Here is a 20850-nt window from a genome sequence, read left to right as displayed (position 1 = left end):
TGCTTATGGCGGCAAAATGCGAAACCATAGCGCCCGAAAATTTCCCCAGGCCGCAGCGGCACTTCTCCGCAATTAAATGGTGCGGATGACTGCTTAAGTTCCGTTTTGCCCGGTGGGGGATGAATGACACTCAACTTGTCTAAAACAATAATGACCGGCACCGATCGGCAGGCAAACAACATCATAAAAAATATGACTGAGGATTTATGGCAAGCAAAGAAAAGCCACCGGGTTTACATCGCGGGTTAGAAGCGCGACATATAGAGCTGATCGCCCTGGGTGGCACGATCGGCGTAGGTCTGTTTATGGGATCGGCCAGTACGTTGAAATGGGCAGGGCCTTCGGTGCTGCTGGCCTATATCATCGCCGGCCTGTTTGTATTCTTCATCATGCGTTCAATGGGGGAGATGCTGTTCCTGGAGCCGGTGGCGGGCTCTTTCGCCGTCTATGCGCACAAATACATGAACCCCTTTTTCGGCTATCTCACCGCCTGGGGCTACTGGTTTATGTGGCTTGCCGTGGGAATATCGGAAATCACGGCTATTGGCGTCTATGTACAGTTCTGGTTCCCAGAGATACCGCAGTGGCTGCCTGCGTTAATTGCGGTCGCGATGGTCGCGTTAGCCAACCTGGCCGCGGTGCGCCTGTACGGTGAGCTGGAGTTCTGGTTTGCCATGATCAAGGTCACCACCATTATCGTGATGATCCTGGTGGGCTTGGGGGTGATCTTCTTCGGCTTCGGTAACGGCGGGCAGCCGACGGGCTTTGCCAACCTGACGGCTCATGGCGGCTTCTTTGCCGGTGGCTGGAAAGGCTTCCTGTTTGCCCTGTGTATCGTGGTGGCTTCTTACCAAGGGGTTGAACTGGTCGGCATTACCGCCGGGGAAGCCAAAAACCCGCAGGTGACGCTCAAACGTGCGATCAACAACATCCTGTGGCGCATCCTGATTTTCTATGTCGGTGCCATCTTCGTGATTGTCACCATCTTCCCTTGGAACGGTATCGGCACCGCAGGCAGTCCGTTTGTGCTGACCTTTGCCAAGATTGGTATCGTTGCCGCCGCAGGTATCATCAACTTTGTGGTGTTGACCGCCGCGCTCTCCGGCTGCAACAGCGGCATGTATAGTGGCGGCCGCATGCTGTATGCCCTGGCCAAGAACCGCCAACTGCCTGCGGCATTGACCAGGCTTTCTGCCAGCGGCGTACCGGTCAACTGTATTGCCATTACCATTATCTGCCTGTTGGTGGGATCGGCGCTGAACTACGTTATTCCCAATCCTCAGCAGGTGTTCGTCTATGTCTATAGCGCCAGCGTGCTGCCGGGCATGATGCCGTGGTTTGTGGTGCTGATCAGCCAGATCTACTTCCGCCGTGCCCATAAAGAAGCGATGAAGACTCACAGCTTCAAGTCATTTATGTTCCCTTACATGAACTACCTGACCATCGCTTTCCTGATTTGTGTGCTGGTTGGCATGGGGATCAATCCGGATACGCGGATTTCGTTGGTGGTGGGGATGATTTTCCTGGCTGCGGTGAGCCTGTGCTACTTTGTATTCGGTATGCACAAAGTCCATCATCAGCCTGAAAAGCGGACAGAAAGTCAGCGCTAAGCTTAAGAAAAGGGCCTTGCCGGGCCCTTTCTGCTGCAAGAGTGAGCAAAGGGTCAGCGAACTCAACATTTCTGAGAAAAAGCACTAGACAGGATGGGCATAAAACCGTAGTATCCCCACCCGCAACGGCGCTACGCGCCCGTAGCTCAGCTGGATAGAGCGCTGCCCTCCGGAGGCAGAGGTCTCAGGTTCGAATCCTGTCGGGCGCGCCATTAATTTTGTGCGCAGGAGCTGCGGTGGTATGATTACCGCGTGAAGTAAGCAGTAGATAAAGTAGTTATGGTGGCTATAGCTCAGTTGGTAGAGCCCTGGATTGTGATTCCAGTTGTCGTGGGTTCGAGCCCCATTAGCCACCCCACTTTACCTAGGGTAAAGTAAAAGAATTGAAAGCTGTTTTGTGACAGTGCGAAGGTGGCGGAATTGGTAGACGCGCTAGCTTCAGGTGTTAGTGTTCTTACGGACGTGAGGGTTCAAGTCCCTCTCTTCGCACCACACACAAAATGTCTGATAAATTTAATATTTACATAGACATAGGCTGGAAAGTTCGGTAGTATCAGCAACAAGAAATCGGCGAGTAGCGCAGCTTGGTAGCGCAACTGGTTTGGGACCAGTGGGTCGGAGGTTCGAATCCTCTCTCGCCGACCAATTTCAAGAAAGCCCGCTTTAAAAGCGGGCTTTTTTACGTCTATTGTAGGGGCGCTGCATGCCGCGCCCGTTCAGCAACCCGTTCAGCAATGAGCGGGTTTTTTGCTTTTTATACTGGCGGAAAGGGTGGGCGTCCGATACCTGAGATATCGTGCTGGCCCCTCACCCTAACCCTCTCCCACAGGGAGAGGGAACCGATCGAGCTCGTTGATTTCTCTGCATATTACCCGGACTTTCTTCTTATCACTTTCCGAAGCGGTACGATCGAGTTCGTTGATTCTCTGTGTAATACCTTGCCTTTCTCCTTCTTACATCACTTTCCGAAGCCGCACGAGCTAATCAAGGGCTCAGGGCAGCCCCCTCGCCCTTTGGGAGAGGGTTGGGGTGAGGGGAAGCAGACAACTTTAGAGCTGGCCTTACAAGGGAATGATCAGAAGGAAGCAGAGATAAGCGCTGGAAAAATGGCAGGGTGCAAAAATGGAGGATAAACAACGCAACGACTTCTGGAGCATATCGGCATCATGCCGTTCTTGCCCCAGATAACAGTCGTTTTATTTCAAGCAGGCGTTACGTCGGCAATCAGAGATTGATGGTGCCGAATGAGAAGTCTACGTTGTTGAAAGCGGTGATGATTTTGTTGATCAGTTTCATAGTGGCAGTTCCCAGAGAGTGATTAATAGTGTGATCCACGTCACACAAACAGGCTACACCTGGCCGGCAAATCGATCAAGTATTTCGTGACTCACCTCACAAAAATATTAAACCGGTGTTTTATTTTACCGTGAGTCGTTTTATCGAGCGGCTTTATCTTGGCAAACCCTACGAAATTTCAACCTGTCTCCTTTTGTCCTTTATGGGCATGCCTGTTGTCGTCAGTTTGAGACATTTAACCTAATGATTTTAATCAATAAAAAAGACTTCTCATTAACCCGTCGTTTTAAGGCGACAGGATCCGTAGAGGGGTAAATAGCGGCGAACAGGCGGGGAAAATCAGAGGGGTTAATGAAGATAATTTTAAATCGTTTAAATTCAATATGATGATTTTATTTTTTGCTTGTTGGCACTCAGTAGTCAAAAGTTGGCACGCCAAGTGCAATATCTCTATCGTAGATGCTCATTCCACTTCTTATGTTCGCCTTAGGCCTCATAAACCCAGGAATGATGCAGAGCCGATTTTAGGGTGCCTATTGCCCACCTGAACGATGAAAGGGTTGCTTGCAACGGCTTCATCACACTCCGGGCAAAACGTTGAGTGAGGCACCACCCCAGTTGTCCTAGACCTGATTGCTTCTTTTATACACTTGTCTCGCGGCAAGTGTTTTTTTTTGCCCCAAGGAAAGTTTCAGGCAAAAAAAGGGCCCAGCACGGCATGCTGAGCCCTGACAAGCCAACCGGGGAGGTTACTCGCCGTTTTGCTTGAGCGTTAACATCAGCCCTTCACGGCGCATCTGTGTGGCTTCGTCGCTGCGGTGCAGCTTATCCAACGCATCTGCCAACCAGGCGTAGTCGTAGGCATCTGGCCGCTGTTGCAGTGCTGCATGGAACGCATCACTGGCTTGCTGCCATTCACCGTGCTTCATCAGTAACTGACCCAGCGTGCTGTTAAGCAACGGCGTCGCGCCATGCTGCTTGATCTGTTGGCGTAACGCTTTTTCCAACTGTTCCGGGTTGCCAGACTTGATACGTGGGATCAACAACACCAACCGTTCGTCGTATTGGCGCTTCAGGCCGTCCAGCACAATGCTTTGTGCCAGTTCATGGTCGTTACACTCAATAAGATGTTCCACCATCGCTACCTGTAGCGGGATTTCGTGGCGGATTTTACGGCTCTGATCTTTCCACCAGCGCTTCAACCCTTCACTGCCTTCATCGGCCATGGCCTGGTTCATCAGGCCGATATAGGCCTGCTGCTGTAAAGCCTGTAGCTCTTCTTCGCTGTGCAGGTTGATTTTGCTCATTGAAGGCAGAATTTCCAGCAGTGAGGCATAAGCTCCGGTGCGCAGATAGGCCTGCTCCGCCAGCCGCAGCACTTCCGGGTGACGCGGTGCCTGGTTCAGCAAGCTATCGACGCCGTGCCGTGCCGCATGGTCTTCACCCTGAGCCAACTGAATACGCACGCGGGTAATGTCTACCGGCAACTGATCGGTATCGGCGGCCTCTGCGGCACGCTCCAGATACTGATTGGTGCGGAAGCCATCGCCACGTTGCTGCGCAGCTTCCGCCGCCAGCAGGTAGTTCACCACCGGTTGCTCGGCATGATCGGCATTGCGGGTCAGCAGTTTCTCTACCTGCTTGTAATCCCCTTCCGCCAGTTTGATCAGCGCCGCTTTGGTTTGCTTACGGGCGCGGCTGCGTTTGCGGCCAAGGAACCAGCCACGGGTGCGCGCGCCAGTGCGGAAGACGCGGCGCAGGATCCATTCGATGACAAACAGCGCCAGGAACAGCAGCACCGCCATAATCACCAGACCGGTGACGCTGGTTTCGACGTTGTAATTGTCGGTCTGGATCAGCACATAGCCTTGGTGCCCGGCCAGCATCGGCCCCAGCACCAGGCTGGCAATCAGCACCAGAAACAGGAATAACACGCGTAACATGGCTTATCCCTCCTGGTGAGTGGCAGGGGCCTGGGCCAACAGATTACGCACCCGGGTCTGCATCAGTTTTTCCAGCATCGGCTGGCTTTTCAGCTGGCCCGGTACGTCCATGGAGATCGATTGCTGGCTCAGGTTGTCCAACTCTTCCAGGAACGCCTTGGTAGCCGGATCGGTGGTATCGAAGTAGGCGCGTACCCAGGTCGAAACCGTTTCCAGCGACTGTTTATACACTTCGTTCTGATGACGAGGGATAGCCTGTGCGGCAACCAGCAGGCGCGAACGGATATTCTCACGCAGGTAGACATCCTGATTCGGCGCCAGCAGCGGTTCGGCACTGCTATCGCGACGGCGGACGGTAATAAAGTCCGCCATAAAGTTGTGCCAGCTCTTGGTCAGGTTTTGACGCCATTCGCTCAACGAACTGGACAGCTCGCCGTCGTCTTCATCCATTGGCCGTTCGTCACGGTTGTTATCCGCCAGACGCAGGTCGTCGACCTGATTGGACAGCTGGTTGACCTTCAGGATGATGCCGTCAAAATCTATCTGCGCCACGGCGGAGAGGGTGCCGACATCTTCGGTGATGGCGCGGCGAATATCGATCAGGCTCGGATCGTTCATTTCTGCCAGGCTGGCGTCGGCGCTTTTCAGCAGCGCAGCCGCGGTGGTGACATCCTGATCGCTCCACAGTTTGCGGCCTGCCATTTTCACCAGGAAGTCCGCCTGTGCCAGCAGCCAGGTTTTGGCATCGCTGCCGGAAATGGTGGCAACCTTATCTTGCAGTTCATTGAGCTGACGCACCAGCGAGGTTTGCTCGCGATCGGTGGCCTCCAGCGTCTTACCCTGCTGTTGCAGCAAGCCTTCCAGCGCGCTCTTTTCCTGCTGCTGGCTCTGCTTAAGCTCTGCCAACTGTTGCTGCAAGGCCTGGTTGGCGGCGATCAATGTCTGCGCCTGCTGGTGCGTGTGATAATAGCCGCCAGCACCCAGAGCGATGACCAGCACGATGGCAATCGCACCCAATACCGGGCCGGTGTTCTTACCTTTCCGGTGGTCAGCGGCTGGCTGCTGGGGGCTCTCAACCGCTGGGTTTGATTCTTCAACCGCGGCGGATGGAGTGTTTTGTTCCGTCATAGTGGCACATCCCATAGTCAGGTTATTGTAGCGCGCGGATCAGCGCGTCATTATCTGCGTTTTCAGCTACCCGAATCGTGCTCCAACCCAGCTCCTGGGCAAGGGTAGCAAGACGTTCACTGACGACTATCAGGCGGCAACGTAACAGCCACGAAGAGCGATAGTAATCAGGAACTAAAGTATAGAGCTGTTGTAACATTTCGCCGCTGGTCACTACCAGCGTATTGATACCGGCACGTTGCCAGTGGGCGCTTTGCTCACTGCCATCATAATGCACCGGGCTGCGTTGATAACATTCATAATAGCTTACCGCTGCCCCTCGCTCAGCCAGCGTCTCGCCTAGCAGCTCGCGGCCGCCATTGCCCCGCATGATCAACGCCCGTTTACCGGAGAGCTGTTGCAACGCGGGCAGCAGCAAAAGCATTTCGCTGATTTCACGTTCACGCGGATAGTCTACCGGCAGGCTGCTGATACGATGCATTGCCAGCGCGGTGGTGCGGCCAATAGCATAATAGGACAACTGGCCAGGCCATTGAAGCCCGGCACGATTGATGACCGAACTGGCATAGCTGACGGCGTGCTGCGACAGGGCAAACACCAGATCGCCCGCCTGCAACTCTGCCAGCCCCTGAGGTAAGCGGACAAGATCGTTACCGGGGGCGAAGTCGATCAGCGGCGCGTGAAAGGCAACCCGGCCAAGTGCGCGCAGGCGGCTCACCAGTTGCTCCCCGGCGGGAGAAGGGCGGGTTACCAGAATAGTCATGCAGGAGGATTTCCCTGATAAACGTCATGCAGGATCTCACGGGCACCGGCAGCCAACAGTTCTTCTGCCAGTTCTACACCCATTTGCTCAGCTTGTGCCGATGGGCCACGGCGTTCACCGCAGACCATCTGGCTGCCGTCGGGGGCACCTACCAGCGCACGTAACCACAGTTCATCACCTACCAGTTCGGCATAGCTGCCGATGGGAACCTGGCAGCCCCCTTCCAGCCGGGTGTTCATCGCCCGTTCGGCGCGGACACGAATTTCGGTTTCGCGATGGTTGAGAGGGGCCAGCAAAGCGCGGGTGACGTCATCGTCAAGGCGGCATTCGATACCGACCGCGCCCTGGCCGACGGCAGGCAAGGATTCTTCCGCGCTCAGCGGGCAGCGTATCCGCTGTTCCAGGCCCAGACGTTTTAACCCGGCCACGGCCAGAATAATGGCGTCGTAATCGCCGTTATCCAGCTTACCCAACCTTGTGCCGACGTTGCCCCGTAAATCGCGCACGATCAGGTCCGGACGACGGCGACGCAGCTGGCATTGACGGCGCAGGCTGGAGGTGCCGACCACGCTGCCTTGCGGCAGTTGATCGAGCGAGGCAAAGTGATTGGAGACGAAAGCGTCACGCGGGTCGTCACGTTCACAGATGGTGACCAGCCCCAAGCCTGCGGGGAAGTCGACGGGGACGTCTTTCATCGAGTGCACGGCAATGTCTGCCCGGCCTTCCAGCAGAGCCAGCTCCAGTTCTTTGACGAACAGGCCCTTACCGCCAACCTTGGCCAGCGGCGTATCCAGAATGATGTCGCCGCGCGTGACCATAGGCACCAGTTCCACCTGCAGGCCCGGATGGCTCGCCATCAGACGCTGCTGAACATAGTGTGCTTGCCATAGGGCAAGTGGGCTCTGACGGGTGGCAATTCGAATAATTTTGTCTAACATGCTGGTTACCGTTTTTATAATTCGCCGTCCATCCTACCACTGAGGATCAAAACTGTCAGTGCAAGAAGCCACAGGCGGAGAAAGGACAACGGAATCAAAGGGGCGTGAGGGAAAGTTGGCGGCAGTTCACACTGCGGGTAAATCATTTATAGAAGCGCTAGGATAAGTGTGTCGCTTTACCTCCTTTACGGTCAATCAGCAAGGTGTTAGATTGATCACGTTTCCAGCAATAAGTCGTCAAAAATTCTTCTAAACTAAAGACGCAGCGGGAATACGGGTTTTTTTCAAGCATCGGGATAATCAGGCGAGACGTCTTGTACCTCTACATCGAGACACTGAAACAAAGACTGGATGCGATCAACCAACTACGTGTCGATCGTGCCCTGGCGGCCATGAAGCCCGCGTTCCAACGGGTCTACAGTCTGCTGCCTACCTTATTGCACCACCATCATCCACTGATGCCGGGCTACCTCAACGGTAACGTTCCCCATGGCATCTGTATCTACACACCTGATGAAACTCAACAAGCTTATCTCAATGATTTAGAAGACAAATGGGGCAGCCCGTTTGAAAAAATGGCCACGGGCGAACTGCCGATTACGGCGCTTTATTCCATGGGCAGCACCTCCTCGATCGGCCAGAGCTGCACCTCGGATCTGGATATCTGGGTTTGCCACCAATCCTGGTTAGACAACGAAGAGCGCAGCCGCCTGCAGCAAAAATGCAGCCTGCTGGAGAAATGGGCGGCCTCGATGGGGGTGGAAGTCAGCTTCTTCCTGATCGACGAAAACCGCTTCCGCCATAATGAAAGCGGCAGCCTGGGCGGTGAAGACTGCGGCTCAACCCAACATATTCTGTTGCTCGATGAGTTCTACCGCACGGCCGTGCGCCTGGCAGGGAAACGTATCCTGTGGAACATGGTGCCGGGCGAAGAGGAAGCGCATTACGATGAATATGTGCTTTCGCTCTATTCCCAGGGGGTATTAACCCCAAATGAATGGCTGGATCTCGGCGGATTGAGCACGCTCTCTGCCGAAGAGTACTTCGGTGCCAGCCTATGGCAGCTGTATAAGAGCATCGATTCGCCCTACAAGGCGGTGCTGAAAACGCTGCTGCTCGAAGCCTATTCATGGGAATACCCGAAAACTCAGTTGCTGGCGATGGGGATCAAACATCGTCTGCACCAGGGGGAGATCGTCTGCTTCGGCCTTGATGCCTATTGCATGATGCTGGAACGCGTCACCCACTACCTGACTGAAATCAACGATACCACCCGCCTTGACCTGGTTCGCCGCTGCTTCTATCTGAAGGTCTGCGAGAAGCTGTCGCAGTCCAACAACGCCACTATCGGTTGGCGGCGGGAAATCCTCAGCCAACTGGTCAGTGAGTGGGGCTGGGACGAAGAGCGGTTGGAGATCCTCGATAACCGGGCTAACTGGAAGATCGAACGGGTGCGCGAAGCCCATAACGAACTGCTGGATGCGATGATGCAAAGCTATCGCAACCTGATCCGTTTTGCTCGCCGCAACAATCTCAGCGTCAGTGCCAGCCCGCAGGATATCGGGGTGTTGACCCGCAAACTGTACGCGGCCTTTGAGGCACTGCCGGGTAAGGTGACGCTGGTGAACCCGCAAATTTCACCAGACCTGTCAGAAAACGACCTGACCTTTATTCACGTGCCGATTGGCCGCGCCAACCGCACCGGCTGGTACCTGTATAACCAGGCACCGGAGATGAGCTCGATCGTCAGCCATCAACCGCTGGAATATAACCGCTATCTCAACAAGCTGGTGGCCTGGGCCTATTTCAATGGCCTGCTCACTTCACGCACCCGCTTGCATATCAAGAGCGGCAATATCTGCGATACCGCCAAGCTGCAGGAACTAGTTACCGACGTTTCTCACCATTTCCCGCTGCGCTTGGCCGCTCCGACGCCGAAAGCGCTCTACAGCCCGTGCGAAATCCGCCATCTGGCGATTATCGTCAACCTGGAAAACGACCCGACGGCGGCCTTCCGTAATCAGGTGGTGCATTTCGATTTCCGCAAGCTGGACGTGTTCAGCTTTGGCCAGCAGCAACAATGCCTGGTTGGCAGTATCGATCTGCTGTATCGCAACTCATGGAACGAAGTGCGCACCTTGCATTTCAGCGGTGAGCAGTCGGTGCTTGAAGCGTTGAAGACCATTCTGGGCAAGATGCATCAGGATGCTGCACCGCCGGAATCGGTGGAGGTGTTCTGTTACAGCCAGCACCTGCGTGGCCTGATCCGTACCCGCATTCAACAGCTGGTTTCCGAGTGTATCGAGCTGCGTCTTTCCAGCACTCGCCTGGAGCCGGGCCGGTTTAAAGCGGTGCGTGTGGCCGGGCAAACCTGGGGCCTGTTCTTCGAACGCCTGAGCGTGTCGGTGCAGAAGCTGGAAAACGCCGTGGAGTTCTACGGGGCAATCTCCAACAACAAACTGCATGGCCTGTCGATCAAGGTGGAAACCGATCAGGTGCATTTGCCACCGGTGGTTGACGGTTTTGCCAGTGAGGGGATTATCCAGTTCTTCTTTGAAGACACTACGGATGATAAAGGCTTCAACATTTACATTCTGGATGAGTCGAACCGGGTTGAGGTGTATCACCATTGTGAAGGGAGCAAAGAGGAGTTGGTGCGCGATGTCAGCCGCTTCTATTCCTCCTCACACGATCGCTTTACCTACGGCTCCAGCTTTATCAACTTCAACCTGCCGCAGTTCTATCAGATTGTGCATCTCGATGGCCGTACCCAGGTGATCCCATTCCGCAGCAATGCGCTGTCGAACCTGTGTATCACGGTCGCCGACGGCAATGCCGCACAGCCTTTGAAGCAACAGTTCCAGCTGCATTAATGCTTGAGGGCGCAGTTGCTTGCGCCCCTCTGCAAAACTCAACTAAAGCTGACAGTCTCGCCGGACTGTGTGCTGGCCGCTTCACTCAGCAACTCATAAAATTCCCGGCCGCTGCGATCGCACTGCCAGCTCTCGTCACGATAGGTAAAGTGATAGCCACCGGCCTTGGTGGCCAGCCACACCTGGTGCAACGGCTCCTGACGGTTGATCACAATCTTGCTGCCGTTTTCGAAGCTTAGCGTCATCACCCCGCCGTTGGTTTCGTAATCGATATCCGCATCACCGTCAAAATCGTCCAGGGTCTGTTCAATATTCAGCATCAGTTGGTCGGCCAACTGGTGAAACTCGCTATCGTTCATATTCGATTCCTATTGCTTTTCATGATCCACCTGCGATTATAGTGAGCTTGGACGCATGAATTACAGGCATTAATGCAAATGAAAAAACAACTACGCTATGCGCTGATGGCCGTTTTGCTGGTCGGGCTCTCTGGCTGTGGCCTGAAGGGCCCGCTGTATTTTCCACCGAAGGACAAACCGGCAGAGCAACCGGTAACCAGTGCTGGTACCGTTAGCAAGAACCAACAAGAACCCGCTGGCACTCAGCAGCAACCGTCGATGAGCAATCAGTAATGAGCCTTTATGGTGGTTGATGCCACCATAAATATCAGACGGTACGTCGTCCAGATAGCGGAGTATGATATGCAGTTCTCCAAAATGCACGGTTTAGGCAACGACTTTATGGTGGTCGATGCCGTTACACAGAACGTCTATTTTTCACCTGAGCTGATCCGCCGCCTGGCCGACCGGCATTTGGGCGTGGGTTTTGACCAGATGCTGGTGGTAGAACCGCCGTACGATCCCGAACTCGATTTCCATTACCGCATTTTCAATGCTGACGGTAGTGAAGTGGCCCAGTGTGGCAACGGCGCCCGCTGTTTTGCCCGCTTTGTGCGCTTGAAAGGCTTGACCAATAAACGTGATATCCGTGTCAGCACCCAGACCGGGCGCATGATCCTGAGCGTCACCGATGATGACCTGGTGTGCGTCAATATGGGTGAACCGAATTTCGATCCGCAGATCGTGCCGTTTCGCGCCACCAAAGCGGAAAAAACCTACATTATGCGCGCGGCGGAACATACGGTGCTGTGCGGTGTGGTCTCGATGGGTAACCCACACTGTGTGTTACAGGTGGACGACGTGAAAACCGCCAAGGTGGAGCTGCTGGGGCCGGTACTGGAAGGGCACGATCGCTTCCCGGAACGCGCCAACATCGGCTTTATGCAGGTGGTGAGCCGTGAGCACATCAAACTGCGGGTTTATGAGCGCGGTGCCGGTGAAACGCAGGCCTGTGGCAGCGGTGCCTGTGCCGCCGTGGCGGTGGGCATTCAGCAAGAGCTGCTGGCGGAAGAGGTGCATGTCGAACTGCCCGGCGGTAGCCTGCATATCCGCTGGAAAGGGCCAGGGGAGCCGTTATTTATGACCGGCCCGGCCACCCATGTTTATGACGGATTTATTCACTTATGAAGCAGGTTGACGATCGGATAGCCACGGGCGTTGAGCTTGATGATGACACGGTGATGCAATTTCTGATGCAGAATCCGGACTTCTTTATGCGCAATGCACGGCTGGTGGAACAGATGCGAGTGCCTCACCCGGTGCGGGGCACGGTATCGTTGGTGGAGTGGCATCTGGCGCGTCAGCGCAACCAAATCACCCAGTTGGAAGAAGAGATCACCTTGCTGATGGAGCAGGCCAGTGCCAACGAATCGCTGTTTGGCAGCCTGTTACATCTACAGGCCGACCTGGCCACCGCCAGCAGCCTGCAGGATATGCTCAACCGCTTGCAGCGTTGGGCGCGCGGGTTTGGGCTGGCAGGGGCGAATATCCGCCTGTTTGCCGATCGCTGGAATATTGGCGCGCCGTCGGATTTCACCCATCTTGGCCTGACACGCTCGGCGTTTGAGCCGCTGCGAATTCAACGCCTGGGCGATCGCTATCACTACCTCGGCAACCTTAATGGCCCCGAGCTGCTGCTGTTGCTGCCGCAGGCCAAACAGGTTGGCTCCGTGGCGCTGTCATTGCTGGGGGAGCAGGGCGATCTCGGCATGGTGATCTTCAGCAGCCGCGATACTCAACATTATCAACAGGGGATGGGCACCGTGATGCTCGGCCAATTGGCGCGTATGTTGCCAAAACTGTTGGAACGCTGGATAGAACGCGCATGACCGGCGTAGCGGCCAACCTGCAACCGCCGGTGGACGCTTTCCTGCGTTATTTAAAGGTGGAGCGGCAACTCAGCCCACTGACTCAGATCAGCTATTCGCGCCAGCTGCAGGCGTTGATCGCCATGGCAAGCGAGCTGGGCGTCAGCGAATGGCCGATGCTGGATGCCGCCAGAGTGCGTCAGCTGGCAGCCCGCAGTAAGCGCGCCGGGTTACAGTCTTCCAGCCTGGCGCTGCGCCTCTCTGCATTGCGCAGTTTTCTGGACTGGCTGGTCGGCCAGGGCGTGATAAGCGCTAACCCCGCCAAAGGCATCCGCACACCGCGTAGTGGCCGTCATTTACCGAAGAATATCGACGTCGATGAAATGAACCAACTGCTGAACATCGATCTCAACGATCCGCTGGCGGTTCGCGATCGTGCGATGCTGGAAGTGATGTACGGGGCCGGGCTGCGTCTGGCTGAACTGGTGGGGCTGGATTGCCGCCATGTCGATCTGGGCGGCGGTGAGATCTGGGTGCTGGGGAAAGGCAGCAAAGAACGTAAATTGCCGATAGGCCGTACGGCGGTCACCTGGCTGGAACACTGGCTGGCGCTGCGCGATCTGTTTGCGCCGCAGGATGATGCCATGTTCCTCTCCAATCAAGGCAAGCGCATCTCGGCGCGCAACGTACAAAAACGTTTTGCCGAGTGGGGCGTCAAGCAGGGCGTCAACAGCCATATCCACCCGCACAAGCTGCGTCACTCCTTTGCCACCCATATGCTGGAATCGAGCGGCGATCTGCGCGCGGTGCAGGAGCTGCTGGGGCACGCCAACCTGACCACCACGCAAATTTATACCCACCTCGACTTTCAACATCTGGCGAACGTGTACGATGCCGCGCATCCACGCGCCAAACGAGGGAAATCCTGATGCATTTTTACCGTCCGTTACGCCCACTGGCCGCGCTGACTTTCGATCTGGACGATACGCTGTATGACAACCGTCCGGTGATCAAGCAGACCGAGCATGAGTCGGTGGCCTTTTTGCAGAACTACCATCCGGGATTGAGCCATTTTCAGTCGGCGGACTTCCACCGTTTGCGGCAGGAACTGCGTGAACAGGATCCGGAGATTTACCACGACGTTACCCAATGGCGCTGGCGGGCGGTCCACCTGGCGCTGAGCCGTCAGGGGCTGCGCGATGCTGAAGCGTCCATCGGTGCCGATGCCGCCATGCAGAACTTTGCCCAGTGGCGTAGCCGGATCGATGTGCCGGAAGCCACTCACGCTACCTTGCGGGCGCTGGGGCAACGTTATCCGCTGGTGGCGATCACTAATGGCAATGCCGATCCGGCCCTGTGCGGGTTGGAGCAATACTTCCAGTTTGTGCTGCGCTCCGGGCCAGATGGCCGCGCCAAGCCGTATCAGGATATGTATCAACTGGCGGTCGAAAGGTTGGGCGTGGCGCCAGAACAAATCCTGCACGTCGGGGATGACCTGACCACCGACGTTGCCGGGGCGCTGCGTTCGGGCTTGCAGGCCTGCTGGATCAACGACCGTCAGCGCAGCCTGATGCAGGTGGCTGACAGCCGTCTGCTACCACATATTGAGATTTCGCAGTTGGCATCGCTGACAGCATTGTTATAATCCCAGCAGAACTCTGTATAAATTCCCAGTGGAAAGCGCGTGGAAGCGGGTTTTCCCTTTACCAATCAATGGTGCCTATGGACGTTTCCGACCTGCTCGACAGCATGAATGATAAACAACGTGAAGCCGTGGCTGCGCCACGCAGCAACCTGTTGGTGCTGGCCGGTGCAGGCAGCGGCAAGACCCGGGTGCTGGTGCATCGCATTGCCTGGCTACTGGCGGTAGAGAACTGTTCGCCGTACTCCATCATGGCGGTGACTTTCACCAACAAGGCGGCGGCAGAGATGCGCCACCGTATCGAACACCTGATTGGCACCAGCCAGGGCGGGATGTGGATCGGCACCTTCCACGGCTTGGCACACCGCCTGCTGCGCGCTCATCATATGGACGCCAACCTGCCGCAGGACTTCCAGATCCTGGATAGTGAAGATCAACTGCGCCTGCTGAAACGCATCGTGCGGGCGCTGAACATTGACGAGAAGCAATGGCCGCCGCGCCAGGCGATGTGGTACATCAACGGCAAGAAAGATGATGGCCTACGCCCGCAGCATATCGAAAGCTATGGCAACCCGGTGGAAGCCACCTGGCTGCGGATCTATCAGGCTTATCAGGAGGCTTGCGATCGTGCAGGGCTGGTCGATTTTGCCGAATTGCTGCTGCGCGCCCATGAGCTGTGGCTGAACAAGCCGCATATCCTCAATCATTATCGTGAGCGCTTCACCAATATCCTGGTGGACGAATTCCAGGACACCAACCGCATCCAGTACGCCTGGATCCACATGCTGGCCGGGGGCAAGGCCAACGTGATGATCGTGGGGGATGATGACCAGTCGATCTACGGCTGGCGTGGTGCGCAGGTGGAAAACATCCAGCGTTTCCTGAAGGATTTCCCCGGTGCAGAAACGGTGCGTCTGGAGCAGAACTATCGTTCGACCAGCACCATCCTGAAGGCTGCCAACACCCTGATCGCCAATAACGACGGGCGCATGGGCAAAAACCTGTGGACCGAAGGGGCCGAAGGCGAGCCGATCTCGATTTACTGCGCGTTCAACGAGCTGGATGAAGCCCGCTTTGTGGTTAACCGCATCAAGGCCTGGCAGGACAACGGCGGTGCGCTGAACGACTGTGCCATCCTGTATCGCAGCAACGCCCAATCGCGCGTGCTGGAAGAGGCCTTGTTGCAAACTGCCATGCCATACCGCATTTACGGCGGCATGCGCTTCTTCGAACGCCAGGAGATCAAGGATGCCCTGGCCTATCTGCGACTGATCGCCAACCGTAACGATGATGCGGCCTTTGAGCGTGTCGTGAATACCCCAACGCGCGGCATTGGCGATCGCACCCTCGACGTAGTGCGCCAGGCGGCACGAGACCGTCAACTGACGCTGTGGCAGGCTACCCGTGCGCTGCTGCAAGATAAGGTGCTGGCGGGCCGTGCAGCGTCCTCCCTGCAGCGTTTTCTGGAGCTGGTGGACTCACTGGCCCACGAAACCGCCGAAATGCCGTTGCATGTGCAAACCGACCGGGTGATCCGCGATTCCGGGCTGTTTATCATGTATGAGCAGGAAAAGGGCGAGAAGGGCCAGGCGCGTATCGAAAACCTTGAGGAACTGGTCACGGCCACGCGCCAATACAGCTACCAGGATGAAGATCAGGATCTGATGCCGTTGCAGGCCTTCCTGTCCCATGCCGCGTTGGAAGCGGGGGAAGGGCAGGCAGATGCCTATCAGGACGCGGTGCAACTGATGACCCTGCACTCGGCCAAAGGGTTGGAGTTCCGCCAGGTGTTTATCGTCGGTATGGAAGAGGGTATGTTCCCAAGCCAGATGTCGCTGGACGAAGGTGGCCGCCTGGAAGAGGAGCGCCGCCTGGCCTATGTTGGCCTGACCCGTGCAATGCAAAAATTGACGCTGACCTATGCGGAAACCCGCCGCCTGTATGGCAAAGAGGTGTATCACCGGCCATCACGCTTTATCGGTGAGATCCCGGAAGACTGTGTGGAAGAGGTGCGCCTGCGGGCCAGTGTCTCCCGCTCGGTGAGCCACCGCCGGATGGGGACGCCGATCAGTGAAAACGACACTGGTTACAAGCTTGGGCAGCGCGTGCGCCATGCCAAGTTTGGCGAGGGCACCATCGTCAACCTGGAAGGCAGCGGTGAGCACAGCCGGTTGCAGATCGCGTTTCAGGGTGAAGGCATCAAGTGGCTGGTAGCAGCCTACGCCAAGCTGGAAACGGTATAACGGGGCTCTTACAGGTGAAAATAGCGTCGCTATCCCCCACTCCCAAAGGGCGAGGGGACCGATCGAGTTAGCTATCAATTGTCGAAACTTACCTGAACACGGTAGCGGAATTACGGCGCCGTACCAGCTCCCTCTCCTTTTTGGGGAGAGGGTTAGGGTGAGGGGGTCAGTGTGCGAAACGATCGCCCACTTTGGCAGTGGCATACCAGCGCATCACCGCTTCGATCCCCTCGCCACCTTCCGGTGGAGCCCAATGCATACAGTCTTCTTCGCCGAGCGCCTGATAAGGGCCCTGCTTCACTTCAAACACCACGCCACCCGGATCGACAGACAGCACGGCATGCCAGGTAAACGCCGGCATCTCCAGCACCTTGGTTTCTTCGCCTAGCAGGGTACGTTGGGTGACCACGCCTTCGTCATTGAACTGCAGCACCACGAAACGGCCACGCAGCGGGGTGAGTAACTCCCAGGTCTGCGGGTGGCGGTGTGGGCGAATATAGGTGCCAGGCTCCATGGCAATTGCCAGGCGTTGCACCGGATCGCTCAACTCTTCATGTAAGGTACGGTGGGCACGCAGGCGTGGCAGTGTCGCTGCCTGTTCGCTCATGGTCGTCAAGTCGTGGGCGGTAATCTGTTTCATGTCGTCAATCCGCAATATTTCTGTGCGCTAATCTTAGCAAGATTCGTGGCTGCGGTCAGAGATCGCGACGCGGTTTTCCTTCAGGCGTGGTCAAGGTTGCGGGAGTGTTACAAACCGGCCGCGAGCGTGCTGAATTGTTGCGCGATTATCCACCCTAACCGGTTGACAGGCTTTTTCTTCTCGGCGTAACATGCGCGCACGAATATCAATGAGGACACACGCCTTGGACACACCCAGTAGATACTGGCTCACAGACCTGGACACCAGGTACAACTTCTAAGGCTATCCCATTGCGCTGATACCCTTCGTGGTTGTCGGCGACCCTCCCCAGCGTCGCTCCGAGTCAGATCTCTTCATGGTCTGGAACGAGCCGGTATTGCATACTTCCCTCGCTTTCTGTGCTTCAATGCGTTGTCTACCCCGTTACCATTAGGGAGTTTTGGCACATGCTAAGCGCTTTTAAATTAGATAACAGCCGCTTATCCCGTCTGGAGTTGGATGACTCAGATGATTTGACCTCGTCGCTGTGGGTTGACCTGGTTGAGCCGGAGGAGGGCGAACGCGAGCGCGTGCAAAATGAGTTGGGCCAAAGCCTGGCGACACGCCCCGAACTGGATGATATCGAAGCCTCGGCCCGTTTCTTCGAAGACGATGACGGCCTGCATATCCACTCCTTTTTCTACTACGAAGACGCCGAAGATCACGCGGGCAACTCTACCGTGGCATTCACCATCCGCGATGGCCGCCTGTATACCCTGCGTGAACGCGAACTGCCCGCTTTCCGGCTTTACCGGATGCGTGCGCGCAGTATAAGAATGGTGGACGGCAACGCCTACGAGCTGCTGCTGGATCTGTTTGAAACCAAAATTGAGCAGTTGGCCGACGAGATAGAAAACGTCTACAGCGATCTGGAAAAGCTCAGCCGGGTGATTATGGAAGGGCACCAGGGCGACGAATATGATGAAGCGCTGTCCACGCTGGCCGAGCTGGAAGATATCGGCTGGAAGGTGCGCCTGTGTCTGATGGATACTCAGCGCGCGCTGAATTTCCTGGTGCGCAAGGCGCGTTTGCCAACCAGCCAGCTGGAACAGGCGCGGGAAGTACTGCGCGATATCGAATCCCTGCTGCCGCATAACGAATCGCTGTTCCAGAAGGTCAACTTCCTGATGCAGGCGGCGATGGGCTTTATCAACATCGAACAGAACCGCATCATCAAGATCTTCTCGGTGGTCTCGGTAGTGTTCCTGCCGCCGACGTTGGTGGCCTCAAGCTACGGGATGAACTTTGAGTTTATGCCTGAGCTGCGTTGGTCGTTCGGCTACCCCGGGGCGATTGCACTGATGATCGTGGCGGGGCTGGCCCCTTATCTTTACTTCAAACGCAAGAACTGGCTTTAAATCCGGCTCTCGTACGCTTCGGGTGGTGGTCTACACCACCGCCCCATTTTATCTTCAATGATCCCTTCTCCGCCCGTTAAACCGGGGTAGAATATCCCCACTGCTTATCGGCTCGTAAGGCATGCGTCTCAATGGAGAAGTTCCCGCGCGTCATTCAATGGCTGATCCTGCTGCTGGCTTCGCTGGTGTTGGGGTTTAGTCTACAGGCCTTTCATGTTCCTGCCGCCTTGCTGCTGGGGCCGATGATTGTCGGCGTCGCGATGGGGCTGCTTGGCGCTTCGGTGCGCATTCCTGGCCCCTTATTTATTGCGGCACAGGCGATCCTGGGCTGCATGATCGCCCAGAGCCTTTCGCCCAATATTCTTACCCCTTTGTTGGATGACTGGCCGCTGGTGCTGCTGGTGCTGATCGCGACGCTGTTGGCGAGCGGTGTTTCCGGCTGGTGCCTGGTGCGTTTCAGTGGTCTGCCCGGCCCTACCGGTGCCTGGGGATCTTCCCCTGGCGGCGCATCGGCGATGGTAGCGATGGCGGGAGATTTCGGTGCAGATGTGCGGCTGGTGGCGTTTATGCAGTATCTGCGCGTGCTGTTTGTCGCGACGGCGGCAGCGGTCGTGGCGCGTATCGGCCTGGGAGATGAAGCTGGGCATGGGAGCGCCGCTCTGGAGTGGTTCCCCGCCCTCGACTGGCGCTTTGCCGGTACTTTGGCCGTGGCCTTTATCGGCTCCTGGTTAGGACCGCGTCTGCGCATTCCTTCCGGAGCGCTGATGTTGCCAATGATCGCGGGGGCAGCATTACATTCCACTGGCACCATGGCGTTACAGGTGCCTGAATGGCTGCTGGCGTTGGCCTACACGTTGATTGGCTGGAGCGTCGGGCTGCGTTTTACCCGGGCCATCTTCCTGCTGGCGTTGCGCACCTTGCCGCAGATGGTGGTATCGATTGTTGCGCTGATGCTGTTTTGCGGCGGGCTGGGGTGGATGTTGACCCAGTTCCTACCGGTCGATCTGCTGACGGCCTATCTGGCCACCAGCCCCGGCGGATTGGATACCGTGGCGATCATCGCCGCAGGCAGCCGGGTCGATATGACCTTTGTGATGGCGATGCAGACGCTGCGGCTGTTTACTATTTTGCTGACCGGCCCGGCGATGGCCAGATTCATCTCTAACCACGCCCAGCCTGTGCAATCAACGTAGCTTTCGTTGCTGGTATAAGGCATCCAACAGGAACAACACCAACGCCGCCCAGATAAAGCCAAAGGTCACCAGCTTATCCTGGCCGATGGTCTCACCGTAGAAGGTGACTGCCAGCAGGAACATCAACGTTGGCCCGAGGTATTGGAAGAACCCGAGCGTTGACAGGCGCAGGCGGTTGGCCGCTGCGGTAAAGAACAGCAGTGGAACCGTGGTGACCACCCCGGCGGCCACCAGCAGTAAATTCAGCGACCAGGGGTTGGCGCTCAGATGGCTGGTTGGGCTATCGGCAATCAGGAACAGGTAGATGGCGGCCACCGGCAGCAGCCATAGGGTTTCGATCAACATGCCGGTTTGTGCATCAATGGCAATCTTCTTGCGCAGCAGGCCGTAGAAGGCAAAGCTGAAGGCCAGGCCAAGCCCGATGATCGGCAGCGAACCAAACTGCCACAGCTGCACCAGCACTCCGGTAAAAGCCAAGGCTACGGCCACCCACTGCATACGGCGGAAACGCTCACCCAGGAACAGCATCCCCAGCAGCACGTTCACCAGCGGATTGATGAAATAGCCCAGGCTGGCCTCCAGCATGTGGTGGTTATTCACCGCCCAGATAAACAGCAGCCAGTTCCCTCCCACCAACAGCGCGGTGACGGCCAGCAGCAGTAGCCGCTTGCGGTTTTTACAGGCGGCCCGCACCTGCGGCCAGTTGCGGCCCAATGACACCAGCCCCAGCATAAAGAAGAACGACCAGATCACCCGGTGGGTGAGGATTTCATCGGCAGGGACTTGTTGGATCAGCTTGAAATAGGCGGGGGCGATACCCCAAATAAAATAGGCGGCCAGAGCAAAGAAAATGCCCTGCCGCGTTTGTTGTGCGTCCATGACGGTTACCGGGTGGGAAAAGGAGATGCGGTGATTTTACTGAAGATAACCGGCCGTGTCCCACAATTGTGTGGTTTAGGGATCACAACCGGCTGGCAC

The 20850-nt window shown here is 56.5% G+C and carries 18 protein-coding genes and 4 tRNA genes; 15 read left to right on the top strand and 7 right to left on the bottom strand.

Annotation, left to right across the window (positions count from 1 at the left end):
- Positions 1–206 precede the first annotated feature (206 nt).
- The 5 genes from D9980_RS18805 (at position 207) to D9980_RS18785 (ending at position 2255) form a co-directional block, all read left to right on the top strand.
- Positions 207–1610 carry an amino acid permease gene (locus D9980_RS18805; protein WP_024484175.1) on the top strand — a complete coding sequence of 468 codons (1404 nt, stop codon included), beginning with the start codon at positions 207–209 and terminating at the stop codon, positions 1608–1610.
- A 135-nt stretch (positions 1611–1745) separates the two neighbouring features.
- A tRNA-Arg gene (locus D9980_RS18800) sits at positions 1746–1822 on the top strand.
- Positions 1823–1892: 70 nt separating this feature from the next.
- Positions 1893–1968 (top strand) — tRNA-His (locus tag D9980_RS18795).
- Between the two features lie 47 nt (positions 1969–2015).
- Positions 2016–2102 (top strand) — tRNA-Leu (locus tag D9980_RS18790).
- A 76-nt stretch (positions 2103–2178) separates the two neighbouring features.
- Positions 2179–2255 (top strand) — tRNA-Pro (locus D9980_RS18785).
- Positions 2256–3655: 1400 nt separating this feature from the next.
- Here the strand turns inward: D9980_RS18785 and hemY are convergent.
- From hemY to hemC, 4 genes are read right to left on the bottom strand one after another with little or no spacing between them, the layout of a single operon-like run.
- Positions 3656–4849, bottom strand: a complete 1194-nt coding sequence (hemY, locus tag D9980_RS18775) for a protoheme IX biogenesis protein HemY (protein WP_121608103.1) — start codon at positions 4847–4849, stop codon at positions 3656–3658.
- A gap of 3 nt (positions 4850–4852) precedes the next feature.
- Positions 4853–5977: a uroporphyrinogen-III C-methyltransferase gene (gene hemX / locus D9980_RS18770; protein WP_024529530.1), complete on the bottom strand. Its 1125-nt coding sequence runs from the start codon at positions 5975–5977 to the stop codon at positions 4853–4855.
- 22 nt (positions 5978–5999) lie between these two features.
- Positions 6000–6740, bottom strand: a complete 741-nt coding sequence (hemD, locus tag D9980_RS18765; RefSeq protein ID WP_024484171.1) for a uroporphyrinogen-III synthase — start codon at positions 6738–6740, stop codon at positions 6000–6002.
- Complete coding sequence (hemC, locus tag D9980_RS18760; protein ID WP_024484170.1) at positions 6737–7678, bottom strand: hydroxymethylbilane synthase; 942 nt, start codon at positions 7676–7678, stop codon at positions 6737–6739. Before hemC ends, hemD begins: the two co-directional genes overlap by 4 nt.
- 314 nt (positions 7679–7992) lie before the next feature.
- Between hemC and D9980_RS18755 the strand changes: the two genes are divergently transcribed.
- On the top strand, positions 7993–10551 hold the full coding sequence (locus D9980_RS18755; protein WP_024529532.1) for a class I adenylate cyclase: 2559 nt from the start codon (positions 7993–7995) through the stop codon (positions 10549–10551).
- A gap of 38 nt (positions 10552–10589) precedes the next feature.
- Here the strand turns inward: D9980_RS18755 and cyaY are convergent, their stop codons facing one another.
- The gene (gene cyaY / locus D9980_RS18750; protein ID WP_024484168.1) at positions 10590–10910 is read right to left on the bottom strand and encodes an iron donor protein CyaY; all 321 of its coding nucleotides are present in this window, start codon (positions 10908–10910) and stop codon (positions 10590–10592) included.
- Positions 10911–10988: 78 nt separating this feature from the next.
- On the opposite strand from cyaY, the gene D9980_RS18745 reads away from it, so the two are divergent.
- The 6 genes from D9980_RS18745 (at position 10989) to uvrD (ending at position 16642) form a co-directional block, all read left to right on the top strand.
- A complete protein-coding gene (locus tag D9980_RS18745) occupies positions 10989–11183 on the top strand; it encodes a lipoprotein (protein WP_284122743.1) in 195 nt (64 codons plus the stop codon).
- Positions 11184–11252: 69 nt separating this feature from the next.
- Entirely contained in the window at positions 11253–12077 is an 825-nt protein-coding gene (dapF, locus tag D9980_RS18740) for a diaminopimelate epimerase (RefSeq protein WP_021181537.1), read from the top strand.
- Positions 12074–12778 (top strand): DUF484 domain-containing protein, encoded by a 705-nt coding sequence (locus D9980_RS18735; RefSeq protein ID WP_121608102.1) that lies wholly within the window; start codon positions 12074–12076, stop codon positions 12776–12778. Before dapF ends, D9980_RS18735 begins: the two co-directional genes overlap by 4 nt.
- Positions 12775–13686 carry a tyrosine recombinase XerC gene (gene xerC / locus D9980_RS18730; protein ID WP_021181535.1) on the top strand — a complete coding sequence of 304 codons (912 nt, stop codon included), beginning with the start codon at positions 12775–12777 and terminating at the stop codon, positions 13684–13686. Before D9980_RS18735 ends, xerC begins: the two co-directional genes overlap by 4 nt.
- Positions 13686–14402 carry a 5-amino-6-(5-phospho-D-ribitylamino)uracil phosphatase YigB gene (gene yigB, locus D9980_RS18725; protein WP_121608101.1) on the top strand — a complete coding sequence of 239 codons (717 nt, stop codon included), beginning with the start codon at positions 13686–13688 and terminating at the stop codon, positions 14400–14402. Before xerC ends, yigB begins: the two co-directional genes overlap by 1 nt.
- Before the next feature lie 77 nt (positions 14403–14479).
- The gene (uvrD, locus tag D9980_RS18720) at positions 14480–16642 is read left to right on the top strand and encodes a DNA helicase II (RefSeq protein WP_021181533.1); all 2163 of its coding nucleotides are present in this window, start codon (positions 14480–14482) and stop codon (positions 16640–16642) included.
- Positions 16643–16808: 166 nt separating this feature from the next.
- Here uvrD and D9980_RS18715 read toward each other — a convergent pair whose 3' ends face one another.
- Entirely contained in the window at positions 16809–17282 is a 474-nt protein-coding gene (locus D9980_RS18715) for a WbuC family cupin fold metalloprotein (protein ID WP_024484664.1), read from the bottom strand.
- Positions 17283–17472: 190 nt separating this feature from the next.
- On the opposite strand from D9980_RS18715, the gene ysgD reads away from it, so the two are divergent.
- From ysgD to D9980_RS18700, 3 genes are all read left to right on the top strand, one after another.
- Positions 17473–17562 (top strand): YsgD/CorL family protein, encoded by a 90-nt coding sequence (gene ysgD / locus D9980_RS27330; RefSeq protein WP_367651464.1) that lies wholly within the window; start codon positions 17473–17475, stop codon positions 17560–17562.
- Positions 17563–17728: 166 nt separating this feature from the next.
- Positions 17729–18679: a magnesium/cobalt transporter CorA gene (gene corA, locus D9980_RS18705; RefSeq protein WP_024484663.1), complete on the top strand. Its 951-nt coding sequence runs from the start codon at positions 17729–17731 to the stop codon at positions 18677–18679.
- A 131-nt stretch (positions 18680–18810) separates the two neighbouring features.
- Complete coding sequence (locus tag D9980_RS18700) at positions 18811–19872, top strand: AbrB family transcriptional regulator (protein ID WP_121608099.1); 1062 nt, start codon at positions 18811–18813, stop codon at positions 19870–19872.
- Here the strand turns inward: D9980_RS18700 and rarD are convergent.
- Positions 19864–20751, bottom strand: a complete 888-nt coding sequence (rarD, locus tag D9980_RS18695; protein ID WP_121608098.1) for an EamA family transporter RarD — start codon at positions 20749–20751, stop codon at positions 19864–19866. The two genes, D9980_RS18700 and rarD, sit on opposite strands and share 9 nt — an antisense overlap.
- Between the last annotated feature and the right edge of the window lie 99 nt (positions 20752–20850).

Origin of the sequence: Serratia sp. 3ACOL1, assembly GCF_003668775.1 — a bacterium.
Classification (GTDB): domain Bacteria; phylum Pseudomonadota; class Gammaproteobacteria; order Enterobacterales; family Enterobacteriaceae; genus Chania; species Chania fonticola.
Note: the sequence above shows the minus strand (reverse complement) of the source record. Positions and strands in the feature narration are given on the sequence as shown.

Bases quoted from the DNA above. Each gene is read 5' to 3' on its own strand.
- D9980_RS18805 (WP_024484175.1), top strand. From the start codon at position 207: ATGGCAAGCAAAGAAAAGCCACCGGGTTTACATCGCGGGTTAGAAGCG.
- hemY (WP_121608103.1), bottom strand. From the start codon at position 4,849: ATGTTACGCGTGTTATTCCTGTTTCTGGTGCTGATTGCCAGCCTGGTG.
- hemX (WP_024529530.1), bottom strand. From the start codon at position 5,977: ATGACGGAACAAAACACTCCATCCGCCGCGGTTGAAGAATCAAACCCA.
- hemD (WP_024484171.1), bottom strand. From the start codon at position 6,740: ATGACTATTCTGGTAACCCGCCCTTCTCCCGCCGGGGAGCAACTGGTG.
- hemC (WP_024484170.1), bottom strand. From the start codon at position 7,678: ATGTTAGACAAAATTATTCGAATTGCCACCCGTCAGAGCCCACTTGCC.
- cyaY (WP_024484168.1), bottom strand. From the start codon at position 10,910: ATGAACGATAGCGAGTTTCACCAGTTGGCCGACCAACTGATGCTGAAT.
- D9980_RS18745 (WP_284122743.1), top strand. From the start codon at position 10,989: ATGAAAAAACAACTACGCTATGCGCTGATGGCCGTTTTGCTGGTCGGG.
- dapF (WP_021181537.1), top strand. From the start codon at position 11,253: ATGCAGTTCTCCAAAATGCACGGTTTAGGCAACGACTTTATGGTGGTC.
- D9980_RS18735 (WP_121608102.1), top strand. From the start codon at position 12,074: ATGAAGCAGGTTGACGATCGGATAGCCACGGGCGTTGAGCTTGATGAT.
- xerC (WP_021181535.1), top strand. From the start codon at position 12,775: ATGACCGGCGTAGCGGCCAACCTGCAACCGCCGGTGGACGCTTTCCTG.
- yigB (WP_121608101.1), top strand. From the start codon at position 13,686: ATGCATTTTTACCGTCCGTTACGCCCACTGGCCGCGCTGACTTTCGAT.
- uvrD (WP_021181533.1), top strand. From the start codon at position 14,480: ATGGACGTTTCCGACCTGCTCGACAGCATGAATGATAAACAACGTGAA.
- D9980_RS18715 (WP_024484664.1), bottom strand. From the start codon at position 17,282: ATGAAACAGATTACCGCCCACGACTTGACGACCATGAGCGAACAGGCA.
- ysgD (WP_367651464.1), top strand. From the start codon at position 17,473: ATGCGCGCACGAATATCAATGAGGACACACGCCTTGGACACACCCAGT.
- corA (WP_024484663.1), top strand. From the start codon at position 17,729: ATGCTAAGCGCTTTTAAATTAGATAACAGCCGCTTATCCCGTCTGGAG.
- D9980_RS18700 (WP_121608099.1), top strand. From the start codon at position 18,811: ATGGAGAAGTTCCCGCGCGTCATTCAATGGCTGATCCTGCTGCTGGCT.
- rarD (WP_121608098.1), bottom strand. From the start codon at position 20,751: ATGGACGCACAACAAACGCGGCAGGGCATTTTCTTTGCTCTGGCCGCC.